General features: G+C 44.2%; 12 protein-coding genes. 6 read left to right on the forward strand and 6 right to left on the reverse strand.

The features are described 5' to 3' along the window. Positions 1–37 precede the first annotated feature (37 nt). Genes C900_RS05045 through C900_RS05055 form a run of 3 tightly spaced genes read left to right on the forward strand, consistent with a single transcriptional unit; the run spans position 38 to position 1,506 of the window. Positions 38–253 (forward strand): helix-turn-helix transcriptional regulator, encoded by a 216-nt coding sequence (locus tag C900_RS05045; protein WP_009578570.1) that lies wholly within the window; start codon positions 38–40, stop codon positions 251–253. After that, complete coding sequence (locus tag C900_RS05050) at positions 234–569, forward strand: HipA N-terminal domain-containing protein (protein ID WP_009578571.1); 336 nt, start codon at positions 234–236, stop codon at positions 567–569. The genes C900_RS05045 and C900_RS05050 overlap by 20 nt, the downstream gene beginning before the upstream one ends. Continuing rightward, positions 562–1,506: a HipA domain-containing protein gene (locus tag C900_RS05055; RefSeq protein ID WP_040495707.1), complete on the forward strand. Its 945-nt coding sequence runs from the start codon at positions 562–564 to the stop codon at positions 1,504–1,506. Before C900_RS05050 ends, C900_RS05055 begins: the two co-directional genes overlap by 8 nt. Before the next feature lie 55 nt (positions 1,507–1,561). On the opposite strand, the gene C900_RS05060 is transcribed toward C900_RS05055, so the two are convergent. The 3 genes from C900_RS05060 to C900_RS05070 form a co-directional block, all read right to left on the reverse strand. Continuing rightward, positions 1,562–2,593, reverse strand: coding sequence for an MBL fold metallo-hydrolase (locus C900_RS05060; protein ID WP_009578573.1), 1,032 nt, complete (start codon positions 2,591–2,593; stop codon positions 1,562–1,564). Positions 2,594–2,816: 223 nt separating this feature from the next. Then, on the reverse strand, positions 2,817–3,059 hold the full coding sequence (locus C900_RS05065) for a hypothetical protein (RefSeq protein WP_009578574.1): 243 nt from the start codon (positions 3,057–3,059) through the stop codon (positions 2,817–2,819). Between the two features lie 12 nt (positions 3,060–3,071). Beyond that, on the reverse strand, positions 3,072–5,474 hold the full coding sequence (locus C900_RS05070) for a TonB-dependent receptor (RefSeq protein WP_009578575.1): 2,403 nt from the start codon (positions 5,472–5,474) through the stop codon (positions 3,072–3,074). Positions 5,475–5,906: 432 nt separating this feature from the next. On the opposite strand from C900_RS05070, the gene C900_RS05075 reads away from it, so the two are divergent. Together C900_RS05075 and C900_RS05080 are read left to right on the forward strand one after the other, a co-directional pair. Further along, the gene (locus tag C900_RS05075; RefSeq protein ID WP_009578576.1) at positions 5,907–6,974 is read left to right on the forward strand and encodes a sensor histidine kinase; all 1,068 of its coding nucleotides are present in this window, start codon (positions 5,907–5,909) and stop codon (positions 6,972–6,974) included. Continuing rightward, positions 6,971–7,735, forward strand: a complete 765-nt coding sequence (locus C900_RS05080) for a LytR/AlgR family response regulator transcription factor (RefSeq protein WP_009578577.1) — start codon at positions 6,971–6,973, stop codon at positions 7,733–7,735. The genes C900_RS05075 and C900_RS05080 overlap by 4 nt, the downstream gene beginning before the upstream one ends. Positions 7,736–8,316: 581 nt before the next feature. Here the strand turns inward: C900_RS05080 and C900_RS28115 are convergent. Then, entirely contained in the window at positions 8,317–9,411 is a 1,095-nt protein-coding gene (locus tag C900_RS28115) for an adenylate/guanylate cyclase domain-containing protein (protein ID WP_009578579.1), read from the reverse strand. 114 nt (positions 9,412–9,525) lie between these two features. On the opposite strand from C900_RS28115, the gene C900_RS05090 reads away from it, so the two are divergent. Then, positions 9,526–10,203 (forward strand): uracil-DNA glycosylase family protein, encoded by a 678-nt coding sequence (locus tag C900_RS05090; RefSeq protein WP_009578580.1) that lies wholly within the window; start codon positions 9,526–9,528, stop codon positions 10,201–10,203. 73 nt (positions 10,204–10,276) lie between these two features. Here C900_RS05090 and C900_RS05095 read toward each other — a convergent pair whose 3' ends face one another. Next, complete coding sequence (locus tag C900_RS05095) at positions 10,277–11,152, reverse strand: DNA-3-methyladenine glycosylase 2 (protein ID WP_009578581.1); 876 nt, start codon at positions 11,150–11,152, stop codon at positions 10,277–10,279. 269 nt (positions 11,153–11,421) lie between these two features. Continuing rightward, a complete protein-coding gene (locus tag C900_RS05100; RefSeq protein ID WP_009578582.1) occupies positions 11,422–13,428 on the reverse strand; it encodes a TonB-dependent receptor plug domain-containing protein in 2,007 nt (668 codons plus the stop codon). Positions 13,429–13,630 lie beyond the last annotated feature (202 nt).

A 13,630-nucleotide genomic window follows, 5' to 3' on the forward strand; every position in this document is an offset into this window, starting at 1 on the left:
CTTTTTTTTGTTATATTTGTATGTAAATGCATATAACATGAATGAATTATCAAACTTTGTAAAGACCCGAAGAAAGCATTTGGGCTTAACTCAGGAAGAATTTGCAGAAAAAGCGGGAGTAGCCCTCACAGTTATTAGAAAGATTGAGCAAGGTAAAGAAAACCTCAGTTTGACGAAGGTCAATCAGGTGTTGCAAATGTTTGGTCATGTTTTAGGCCCAATAAATATGAATCATGCGGCAAGGAATAATTAAATACAACAACGTAAGGGCTGGCCTTTTGACTGAGGAAGATAATGGAGAGTATTTGTTTGTATATGATGAAAATTACGTCCGAACCCACCCTGACCAATTCATTACTTTTCAAATGCCCGTATCCACAGGGCCATACAGAAGCAAGAGATTGTTCCCGTTTTTCGATGGGCTAATTCCGGAAGGATGGCTGTTAAATATTGCTGCTGAAAGCTGGAAAATTAACAAGAATGACCGCATGGGACTGCTTCTTGCCTGTTGTCAAAATGCTATTGGTGCGGTAAGCGTTCACCCTGTTAATACTGAAGCCGATGCCTAAATGCTTGTATTGCTATAAGGAATTGGATGAAAACCATGTTGACTATCATCCGAAGTGTATCAAAGCATTCTTTGGAACAAATCATGCTCCCGTTTTACCATATCGATTATCGGATATGGAAAAATTGGCAAAAAAAGTAGCAGAACTATCCATATCTGTTCCGGGCGTTCAGCCAAAATTGTCTTTGGGATGGATAAAAAATGAATTGAAAAATGGCCATCAGGGGCGATTAACCATTATGGATGCTTTAGAGGGGCATTATATATTAAAACCGCAAAATGCGGAATATCCTCAGATGCCTGAAAACGAGCATCTTTCCATGAAATTAGCGGAACTGTTTAAAATTGATATTGTACCTGTTAATCTGATTCGCCTGGAATCCGGCGAATTGTGTTTCATTACCAAGCGAATTGATCGTAATCCGGATGGATCAAAAAGTCACATGATCGATTTTCTACAGATCCTTGAATTGGCAGATAAATACAAGGGTACAATGGAAACCTTGGGAAGAACCATTGGAGATTTATCAGTGAACACTTTATTAGACAAATTGCGATTTTTTGAATCTACGGTTTTCAACTTCATCATTGGCAACAACGATATGCACCTTAGAAACTATTCGATGTGGATGTCAGATATGGGCTGGGTACTTTCGCCTTTCTATGACCTTTTAAATGTAAAATTGATACTCCCCAAGGATAAAGAAGATATGGCCTTGCTATTGGGTGGTAAAAAAGAAAGTTTCAATAAAGGTTATTTTGACCGCTTTGGCACCGCTTTGAAATTAAATGACAAGCAAATACGTGCCGTGTATAAAAAACTTGCAAAGTGGCTACCGGAAGCTACTCAATTGATAGAAAGCTCTTTCCTGGAGGCTGATCGGAAAAAAGCCTATAAGGAATTAATATCTCAACGCGCAAGACTTTTTACCTTGTAACCCAACAATACTTCTAAAACTTTACTAATCCTTGAAGGCTTAGTAAAGTAGGTAATTATCTCAAATCCCGGCCTTCTCCCTCTTCCAGCACCCAAAATTCATCGGATGGAATATTTTGCTCCTTCAGGGCTTTCTGCAGGTCCTCCACAGGTTCCCGCTGACCATCATCGCCTAGCGGGAAGGTGCCGAAATGGATGGCAACGCTTTGTTGCGAATTGATATCCTTATGCACCTGCACGGCCTCTTCCGGTGAGATATGTACGGGAGACATAAACCATTTGGGCACATAAGCGCCAATGGGGATCAACGACAGCTTGATCGGTGCAAAACTTTGCCCCACTTCTTTGAAGATATTTTGGTCATAGCCTGTGTCTCCCACATAGTAAATATTGCCATCAGCTCTTTTGAGTACGAACCCACACCACAGGGTGGCATCTCTGTCCAGCATACCGCGGCCTGAGAAATGTTGTGCAGGCACTGAAGCCACGACTAACTCCGGGTTAAGTGGCATTTCCTGCCACCAGTCCAGGCTCACCACCTTCTCGATATCCAGGCTCTTCATGTACTTATCCACACCCAGGGGAACAACAAACATCGGTTGGAAAATGTCATAGAGTCGTTTTACCGTGGGTTTATCAAGATGGTCGTAGTGGTTATGGGAGATGAGTACGAAATCGATCGGGGGCAGGTCTTCGAAGCGGATGCCGGGAGGGCGCATCCTTTGAGGGCCTAGTTTTGTGAAGGGGCTGACTCTTTGGCTGTAGACCGGGTCTGTGAGAATGTTTACCCCGTCTACCTGGATGAGAAAAGACGAATGGTTGATGAATGTTATCCTAACCGAGTGCGTGATTTCAGGTGGCTTTGGACCGTAACTGACGTCCAGCTTCTTCCATGGCCCCTGATCGCGCTGTGTCATCCATTTCAACACCTGAGCAAATCCCTGGGCCGATGCTCCTGAGGGGTTTTTGAATTGCTTTCCATCAAAATGAGCCATTTTAGGCCCTTCATGCTTCGGTGCAGATATGGACATCCCGATAATGACCGGAATGATGAAAATTAAAAGGATTGCGCCTATGATCCAGAGCATTGTTTGTTTGTCAGTTGTTTAAGAAAACGTCTGTGGTCTTGTTATGTTTGGCTCGGAAATGCTTATCGCGGAACTGCATGGGCAACGTTTCTTATAGGTATTTATTTTTTACCACAGAGTTAACAGAGGTATACTTGAGAAACACGGAGAGATTTCTCTGAGCCCTCTGCTTCTCCTCAGTTTGCTCTGCGGTTAGTCCACACCCTAAAAGATAGGCAAATGTTTACAGAAAGCCCACCACCGGCTGGTGGTCTTCCAGCACCTCCGCTTTAAACCCAGCCTCCTCCACCACACGCATCAGCTTGTCAAAATCCACAGACCTGTTTTTACATTCCACCCTCAAAATGTTATCCACATCCTCCAGGTCAAAATTTATAGTAGCCAATGGGAAGATGTAGGAAAGGAGGCGAAACACCCTCTCTGCATCTTCTTTTCGATCAATATCGGTTTTAAATACTTCTACCATGGATCATAAACATTAAAATTGTACCCTGTACATCACATCGGGAAAGAACCCTATTTGCTCCACGAGGTCAACGGCATCGGTCACCTCGTTATATCTTCTCACAAACTCATTTTTCCGGTTGGTCACATTTTGAAGGTCCACAAAAAACTGGTGCGAAACATTCCGTTTCTTGCTGTTTAGTCTTACCCCAAACTTCACATCCCACCGGAAGTAAGGATCATATCGCTCGGAAAACGCAATGTCATCCCTTCTGATCTCCCTGCCCGCATTAGCGCGTGTAGCCTCCAGATCTACTGGAGAATACGGCTTGCCGCCCGATGTTGTCAGCTTAGTGTCAAAAGTCCAGGCATTCCTGCCTCCTGCGCCAAACTTCCATTCCTTGCCAAACAGCAGGTTATAGACTACATTATTGTTAAAGGCCGTGTTTCTTTCAACCCCATCGCTGCCTTTGTACTTAGATTCATATACGGATGTAGTCATCAGAAGGTAATAGCCGCGGCTAAAAAATTTTTCAAGCGTTAGCTCCACACCATAATTAGTTCCCGTGCCTTCGTTCACCAGTGATCCTTCCTCATTGAACACAAAGTCTGCTCCTTCGTTGAGCACGGAGTAGCTTCCAGGCACGCTTTCCACGGGCACATCAAACAAATTTTGATAGTAGAGTTCCGTCTTCAGGCGCCAGTCTGTACCAAAGTTGCGGTCATAGGCCAACACGTAGTGATGGCTTTTGATGAAATCGAGGTGCTGGTTGGTACGCTCGTAAACGCCCGGAGCCACCTGTTCTTCAAAAAAGAGCACTGGCGTGGGAACGGCTTGGGCGTGCAGCCCATAAGCAGCACTTAGTCTTTGACCTGGTGAAAGCTGCCAGCTTACTGCGGCACGAGGCTCTAAAGCGAAGTCTTTGGTATAGTCAAGATATTGGCTGTGCAGTCCGAAAGTAATACTTAGGTTATCAGTCAGCTTATTTTCTGCCTGCGCAAAAATCTGACTGAGCGTGTACGTATCGTCAATATTCCTTATTGTAATGAAGTAATCCGGCACTTCGTCACCATCGTTGTCGGGAATGTCTGACCGGTTGTCTCTGTCTGTAACAGCAAGGTCAGCCTCGTATCGCTCTATCAAAGCTCCTGCTTTCAGGCTCCATCTGGCATTAAACTTCTTATTCAGAGCAGAGGTCAGTGTATACCTGTTTTCTCTGGTAGATGAATTGACAGCCCGGTACTTCCTGATCAGAATATCTTCCGCGTCTTTGATCAGATTGTCTTGCAGGTATTCATTAAAATTGGTTGAAGCACCGATGGCTGTTTTTATAAAAGTAGTTTTGTTTATCCTGAGCAAATGGCTCAATCCCACTAGTCCCAACTGGTTATCCACATAGGCATCCTCATTGGGGTTGGCAAAAAGGTCATCCTCCTCTACCTTATCCCCATCGAAGTCGATACTGCTGAGTCCACCCAGACCAAAAAGCTCAAACTTCCCTGCTTTAGATTCTCCGAAATTGATCTTAAAGGAAAAATCCTGGTAGTAGGGTACGGCAGTAGTTCCTGTTGCAGCCAGGCTGGCTATTCCATAGCGATAGGACGCAACAAATGAAGCGTTATTGGCCTGCCTGATAGGTCCTTCAGCCATAAACTCTACCCCGCTAAAAGCACTCACCTGACCGGTAAACTCATAGGTGTCAGTATTACCATTCCTGAAGTTCACATCAAACACAGCGGCATTGGCATTACCATATTCAGCAGGAAATGCTCCCGTCAGGAAGTCAGAAGTCCTGAGCAGGTTGGTGTTCAGCGCATTAACCGGTCCACCAGTAGTGCCTTGGGTGGCAAAATGATTGGTAGTGGCAATAGGTATCCCTTCTATTCTCCACAATAGACCTACCGGTGAGTTGCCACGAACCACGATATCATTTCGCGAATCGTTTGGCGCGCTAACCCCCGCAAAGGTGGTGGCCAGGCGTGCCACATCATTACGCCCCCCGGAAAAGCGTGTCACCTCCTCAAGGCTGAATGTGCGGGCGCTTACTTTGGCCAGCTCATTCAACGGCAGGTCCTTGTCAGCCTCAGAAGTGATCACGATCTCATCCAGTCTCTCAACAGACTCTTCCAGCCTGAGCTCCAGTACCACTTCTTTCCCGGCTGTCACCAACACATTGGGTACAGTAATGCTTTTGTAACCTACATACTGCACGGACAGGGTCTGCCTGCCTACAGCTACATTCTCAATACGAAAATAACCTTCAGTATCCGTTGCTCCTCCTTTTATAGGATCACAACCTACCAATGTCACAGTAGCCCCGATTAGCGGATAATCTGCCTGGGCGTCCAGTATCCTGCCTTTGATCACCTGTGTTTGTGTCCACCCGGAGACGACCAGACCAAAAAATCCAACAGTAAAAAGCAATAATGTTTTCATAGTAAAGGCTTGAAGTTACACCCTAAACTAGGGGTTTACTTGTACCTTGTAAATGGGAAAACCCGTGAACACGGGAATTATCGAAGTTAAAGCTGGATTTGGCGGCATGGACGCGCCTCTTCTCATTTTTTGAAAATAAAAAGGCCTTAATTAACATTTTTCCGGCTTCAAGGGTAGTTTTTCCGGCTTCACCGCCAAAATGATTCGTTACCTTCAGGAGATTTGATTATTTTGTACTGATAATTAGTTTTATCTATAAGAAAACTCTTATCGTCATCGCGCCTGTCCCGGGCTTGCCACGGGGAGGAATCGAAGCGATCCCCTCTTAATGCACCCCAAAGAAGAGGGGATTGCCGCACTTCGTTCGCAATGACGATAATTGTGAGTTTTCTTAGAAACACTAATTAGCCACGCGCTAGTAAATGACCGGTAATGAGGCTGAGCAATCAAATCAAACTAAGGGAAATACACTTCAGGTGGATCGGGATACTAATATTATCGCTAATCATCACCTTTTTTGTCGACAGGGATGACGGCCATAGCCATACTCCTTTGGAAAAGCTCTTTATTGTGACCGGCATTACGGCATTTTTCTGGAATGGGGCCTTCATACTCTTCATTTACTTCCGAAAGAAGTTTCCATTTGTCCGTCAAACGCCAAGACGCCTGGTATTGACCGCCCTAGCTTTGAGTGGTTTCCTGATTGTTGGAGATATTGTGATATGCATGATGCTGGAGAGAAGAACATTGGCTAAGTTAATAGCAGAGCCTTCCACTATTTTTCTATACACAGACGTCAATTTCATTGCAGCCCTTTTTGTAGGCCTTATCTATGAAAATGTTTATTTCTTTGAACAATGGAAAAGTACTATCCAACTCAATGAAGCTTTAAAAAACCAACAGATCAGAACACAGTTTGAAGTGTTGCAGAACCAGATGAGTCCGCACTTTTTATTTAACAGCCTGAATACATTGACGACTTTGATAGCAGAAGATCAAAAAATTGCCACGGAGTTTACGCAAAAACTGTCAGAGGTATATCGTTATATTCTGGCTAATAAAGAAAAGGAACTGGTGTTGCTCAAGGACGAGCTGGAATTTGCCGAGGCTTATTTGTATTTGCTGAAAATGCGATATCCTGAAAACCTGACCGCCAGCTATGCGGTCGATGAGCAATACCTAAGGCAGTATATCGCTCCGCTTACCATTCAAATGTTGATTGAGAATGCTATAAAACATAATGTTATTTCGAAGGCACACCCGCTACACATCGATGTATATGTTGAAAATGGAAGTTCTGTTGTGGTTAAAAACAATTTTCAAGGTAAAAAAGGAATAGAAAAGTCTACCAAAACAGGTCTGGCCAATATCCGTAAGCGCTATGAGTATTTTGGCAATAAAAATATCGACATTATTACCACCGCACAAAACTACCTGGTAGCTATACCTCTGATCAGCCTGGTCAATGAAAATGATCAACCCGTGATTGTCGAGCTATGAGAGTATTGATTATTGAAGATGAGGCCCCCGCTTTCCGGAGACTGCAGAAGATACTGGAGGAAGTACAGCCTGGTGTGGAGATCATTGAGGTGCTGGATAGCGTGGAGGATAGCATCAAGTGGCTCAAAAACCACAACACGCCCGACCTCATCTTCATGGACATTCAGCTCAGTGATGGCCTGAGCTTTGAGATCTTTGAACAGGTAAAGATCACCCGTCCTGTGATTTTCACCACCGCTTTTGATGATTATATACTCAAAGCTTTTAAAGTAAATAGCATAGACTATCTGCTCAAGCCCATCAAGGTAGAAGACCTGGCCCACAGCCTGCAAAAATTCCGCGAGATGAAAAATGCTTTCGGGCATGAGAGCAGCACGGACATCAACACCTTGATCAGCCAGATCCGAATGGACGACCGCAAATTCAAAAGCCGGTTTTTAGTGAAGCAGGGAGAGAAGCTGGTATCTGTGGAAACGGTCAACATCGCCTATTTCCAAACACGAAATGGCGTAGTGCAGTTGGTAACTAACGAGGATAAAAAATATCTCATGGACCAGACACTTGATGACCTGAGCCAACATCTCGATCCGGAAAAATTCTTCCGGGCCAACCGCCAGTTCCTGATCCACTTTCCGGCCATCAGGACTGTACATAAATACCACAAGGGCAAGCTTCTAGTCGAGCTTAATCTCCCTACCAGCGAGCCGCTGACTGTTAGCAGTGAAAAAGCGAGTGTTTTTAAGGAGTGGCTGGGGGAGTAATTCAGTTTCTGTTCTCAGTTCACCGTTCTCTGTTCTCAGTTTAGAGTTTTGAAGTTTGGAGTTTCCTGTTTCCAGTTTAGAGTTTTGAAGTTTGGAGTTTCCTGTTTCCAGTTTAGAGGTTTGAAAAAATCAAACCAATGGCCAAACCATCCTAACGTCATTGCGAGGAGATGTCATCTGACGAAAGGAAGATGACCTTGACGTGGCAATCCCCCAATCGATAACGAGAACCAATGGCTTCACGGCTTTAACCATTCTTTCAATTTAGGAGACTGCCGCGCTCCCTATCGGTCGCTCGCAGTGACGTTTGCTTCGTTAATCTCTAGGCTGTCATTGCTAACCAGGAGCTGGACGGAGAAAGAGATGGTGAAGCAATCCCCCGGATAATTTCAGTTCTGCGTTTATCTATTCGTGCCACCACTATCTTCTTTCTGGCAGAGTGGTGGCACGAATCTCAACTTTGAGTTCCCGGTTCTCCGTATTCAGGGATTGTCAACTACTAACCAATGACAAGTAGCCAATGACAAGTGACCAGTCAACCAGCCACCAGCCGCCAGAAACCAGCAACCAGCAACCAGCAACTAGTCCCCAGTCAAAGCACAAACATCTATCCTTTTCAGCTTGCCCTTGAGCTGGATCTCTCCAATAGATCGGCTTTTATAGCCATTAAGGGAGCCTATTCTTTGGAGGAGCTGACCGGAGATCAGGAGCTGCTCACCGTATTCGTTGCAGATCGACTGAATTCTGGAAGCCGTATTGAGCACATCACCATGGTAAGCAATATCACGCTTGATATTGCCGATCTCGGCCACGGTGACCAGTCCGCCATGGATTCCGGCTTTAAACTCCGGCACCATGTTATATTTTTTGAGATAGTAAGCCCTCCTTTTATTTAATGCTCCGCAAAAGGCATAAAAGATGGCTATATATTCATGGGTTTTCAGCACTTTGTCGGTTTTCCACGTCAGCACCACTTCATCACCCACATACTGATAGATCTCTGCTTTAAATTTTCCTACCAGCAGGTTGATATCATCAAAGCAATCTTTAATGAGCTGCGAGTATTTGATGTTGCCCAACTGCTCGGCATAGGTGGTGGAAGACTTCAGGTCCATGAACAGAAAAATACGGTCTTCGATCACGGGCTGCTGGTATTTCCCACTAAGGAAGTTGAACAGGTTGTTGATCCCGAATTTGGTGATGGTTTGTACTACAAAATTGAGGAGCAGGATCTGGAAACCCAGGAAGAGAAATCCGAAGGCAATCATCCCGTAAGCCGGCTTAAGCGCAAGAACCTCCCGAAATGCACCTTTTGGAAAGAAATCAAACTGGCTCATGATCAGGTAAACCACTACTCCGCTGAGCGCAAAGCCGCATAGATAGATGCAGCTTTTGATCAGGATGATCTTCCCGAAGCTGAATTTTTCTACCCTGAGCTTTTCTGAGATCTCGTTTACCCCAATAAAAAGAAAGCCGAATAGTAGTCCAAATAATGTCGCTTCAAACATCTGGAACGGAGAGGCCCAGTAGCTGACAATCGGGCTCTCAATAGACTCGATATCTATTTCCGCCAGCTTTACAAAACCGGTAACGTTCGCCAAAGCAAAATAGGACACCATGTCCATCATCAGCACCCAGTATAGTAGGATGAGCAGGTACAGCTTCAGCTTGTTCATGTCGTAAAATAAGGGAATTATCAGCTAAAAGAAATGATGAAGCTCCTTAGATGGCCAGTAAATGTCGATAATTGATGGATTTTCTAAAAAACATAAGATCAATATCTTTGCTTTATGACCTACGGAGAAAAAATATTAAACTACTACCGATCTTTAGCGTTGCCTCAAAACTTACCTGAAGGCGTGGAAGTGTTGTTTCCTTTTGCCGAAGAAGAAGTGAGCGGCATACTTGAAGCTTTCTACACTAAATATTTCAGCGACAACGGTAGACGCACTTTTCTCATCGGTATTAATCCTGGCCGGTTTGGTGGTGGAGCAACCGGTATTCCCTTTACCGATCCCATCCGGCTGCTGGAAGAGCTGGGTATCCCCAATTCCTTCGATCCGAAGCAGGAGCTGTCTTCCCGGTTTATCTACCAGATGATCAATGCCATTGGCGGTCCGGAGATCTTCTATAAAAATTTTTACTTCACCTCTGTATCACCGCTGGGGTTTGTAAAAGACGGAAGAAACCTGAATTACTACGACATTCCTGCACTTCAGCAGGCTCTCGAAGCGTACATTGTGGATGAAATGAGAAAGCAACTCGCTTTTGGAGCTAACCCCGTGGCGTTCAGCCTGGGGATGGGCAAAAACATCGAATACATCAAAAAGCTGAATGCTAAATATCAGTTATTTGAAGAAATTATCCCACTGCCACACCCGCGGTGGGTGATGCAGTACCGGCTGAAGCGGCTGGATGAGTTTATCGGTGAATATGTGGATAAGCTGAGGCCGCAGATCAAGCAATAAGCCCCAAGCTACAAGCCACAAGGTGCATCTTGAAAATCGCTTGTTGCTTGAAGCTTGGGGCTTGTAGCTCCCATCAGTCTTTACTTAAAGACCGCCACAGAAACAAAGTAGCATAGGCCTGCCAGCCCTGCCACTTTTCAGACAGCTCTGCCAATTCGCTCATTGAAGGCTTGTCCTCTCTTCCCTGCAGATATTTAATTGCATTTTGCAGACCTGCATCTCCCATAGGAAAAGCATCCATGAATTTCAGGCATCGCATCGCTACGTAATTAGCCGTCCACGGACCGATACCTTTAAGCTCTGAAAGCACCTGCACTGCTTCTGCTAATGATAACTGTTGCAGTTCCTCTTTAGATATAAGCTTTTCAGCAAATTTTTGAGATAGATTGATGATGTAATCTGCCTTTTGTCGTGAAAATTGAAGTTCCAGCAAATCTTCACGAGTAGCAGACGCCAATGCTTCCGGTGACGGAAAGAAATAGTAGCTATGGCCCTCGTGGTCGAAACGCATGCCATACTTTTCAACCATCGCTCTTTTGAGCCTAAAAGCAAACGCCAGGTTGATCTGCTGCCCAATAATAGACCAGCACAAGGCTTCGTAAAGATTTTCGATACCAACCAGCCGCAGTCCCTGGTATTGCCTGAGCAAGGGTGTTAACAAAGGGTCGAACAAGTTATAAAAACCTGACAAATCCCTATCCATATCGAACCATGAGCGGACATACAAGGAAAACTGGTCAGGATCTAATGTAGAGTCAGTTAATGTTTTGACGTTGAGCGTGCTACCTGCCTCTGCAATTTGTATGACCGCCCTTTCATTATTAATAGAGATGGTTTTGGTAATGATATCGTCCTTTACATGATAGAGGCATTCATCAAAGCCCCTATCAACATAGCGAAGGCATTGCGCATAGTCAAAATACGCTGGCTTGGATATAGTAACTTCCATAGATCAAAAATGCGCAAAAGCCGGAAAAAGAGAAATCCATTTCTTGCGAATACCAGCACATAATGTTTCAATGGTCCTTGTTTTGTTTCATCAAACAATTTTATCGCTAATAAATGTATTTCATCCCGCATAAACGTTGTTGGTCGGCCGGGATTTCGTATTGTGGGTTCGCACCCCTTATCTTAGTATCAATTAAAGCCAACTATAGACAACAGAAAATCCCCTGGGGCAAGGTTCTCCAGGGGATTTTTTGTTTTATTTAGTATAGATCAAAGCTTCACCTTCACACCCAAGGACATCACCCGCCCGCGGTTGACCACACCGGCATCAGATAAGACTGTGGGTGTACGATACACTTCGTCAGCTATGTTGTTCACTCTGCCAAAGACAGTAAGATTATTGGATGTAATGCTTAGCTTAGCATTAACTACGGCATAGCCGTTCTGGTTGGATATCTCTTTAATCTTTCCGTGGTAGATCCCATTTAGATTAAGATTAAAAAGGCCAAACTTGTAGTTAATGCGCGCTGACGCCATATTTTCCGGCATAAAGGTATAGTCATCCATCAGGTGAGTATATGTTGCTGTCACTGATAACACTTCAACCGGTTTTAATATTGTGGCTATCTCGAATCCTGAGGTGTTTACATCTTCAGGTAGATTATAAAATGAAGGTGCTGATAGCGGATTGTTTTCCGTCTCCACCGGTGGGGCTGCAGGGTCCAGGAAAATAAGATTTTTGATGGTGTTGTTAAAGTAAGTCAGCGTAGCGGAAAAAACAGAGAAGTTTTGAATATACGCTACCTCAAAAGTTTGTATTTCCTCTGCTTCAAGTGCAGTATTACCGAAGTCTACAGGATTATTCTGGTCGTGAAGTTCCAGATAGTTGGGTGCACGGAATGCCTGCCCGTACATAACCTTAACAGTTGATCGGAAAGGTGTATTGTAAACAACAGCACCTCTGGGATTAATGCTTGACCCAAAGTCGCTATAGCTATCCAGTCGAGCCCCGAAAGTTACTCTCAGGTTGTCAGTAATGATGTGTCTGTCTTGAATAAACAGCCCTACGATATTTCGCTTATCAGCCGTGTTGTTGAACGGTAAATGATACTCTCTGATTCCACCAAAGTACTCAAAAGTGATATAGTCGTGCGTAGCCAGCGACACGGCACGTTCAATTCCTGCTTGTTCATAAGAAACTCCGGCAAGTAGCTCGTTAGCGTCACTAAATTTATAAGACACATCTGTGCTAAAGTTAACTGCGGAGCTTTTCATAAACGGTCCTGCAAAAAAATCTTCGGTCATCATTCCAAAACCCGGGTCAAAGCCAGTGGGAAGAATAACTGCTTTCGTTTTCCAGTTTTCCACTCTATAGCCGGCTTTAAAACTAAAGGCTAATTTGTCGCTGGCAGAAAGATTATATCCCAGGTTGATCATAGACTGAGATGATTGTTCATTATTGTTGAAGTCGGCAACTCCTCCCAAACCATAAAAGCCCTTAAACTCCCGCTCATGGTGCCTGGCTTCCGCCTTTAAGCCCTTATACTGTGCCCGAAGCATAACGTCAACACCCTGCTCCGGGTCTGTCATGTCTGATGGCCTGTCCAATAGGTCTTCAAAATCATCAAACTCATATCCTTCATTAGAAAATCCTTTTACGAAACCACCAAGATCCACATCTCCAGCCTTTGTTGAAAAATTACCTGCAGCAGAAATTCCCTGAAAGCTACCATATGAAAACTGGATGTCATTGGTATTTTCCTTAGTTACAATGTTAACTACACCAAGAAAGGCATTGGATCCGTAAAGCGATGAACCGGGACCGCGGATCACTTCTATTTGCCTGATATTCTCGACAGGGATCAAACGGTTAATAACAGAAACTCCTCCTGTGTAAAGGTCATTGATGCGATGACCATTCACCAAAAAAAGTACTGATTCTGAAAGGGCTGTGCTTCTCCCTCTGGCACCCACCCTGAATGCCTTTCCTTGTTCAATATCCAGGCCTGTAAAATATCCGGGAACATAATTAAGCAACTCCTCCACTGATGTTACCCCCATGTTTTCAATCTCAGCAGAGGTAAAAACATATACAGAAGAAGGAGAATTGATAAAAGATTCACTGTTCTTTGATGCCACGGAAATTTCAATACTCATAAGTTCTTCGAGCGACATGTCGAAATACTCATCAAGTTCTTCATTCCCCTGTGAATAAGATGGGATTGCGCAAATGGTGGCACAGGTCAGGAAGCAAAAAAAGGAGGCGATTAGCTTCATAATTCTAAAAATTTAAATGAAAAAAAAATGGCTAAGACGTAAAAGTTAGTGGTATACCCCCAATTAACCAGCGAACTTTAAAGAAATATCTTACACATGTAAAACCTGCGACCAACTAGTTGGAATACCCCCAACAATCGCGTCATGAAGGGCATTAGCCTGTTTTTGGTGCTTACTGTTAATTCGAAAAGGTCATATTGCC

Source organism: Fulvivirga imtechensis AK7 (genome assembly GCF_000331535.1).
GTDB lineage: Bacteria > Bacteroidota > Bacteroidia > Cytophagales > Cyclobacteriaceae > Fulvivirga > Fulvivirga imtechensis.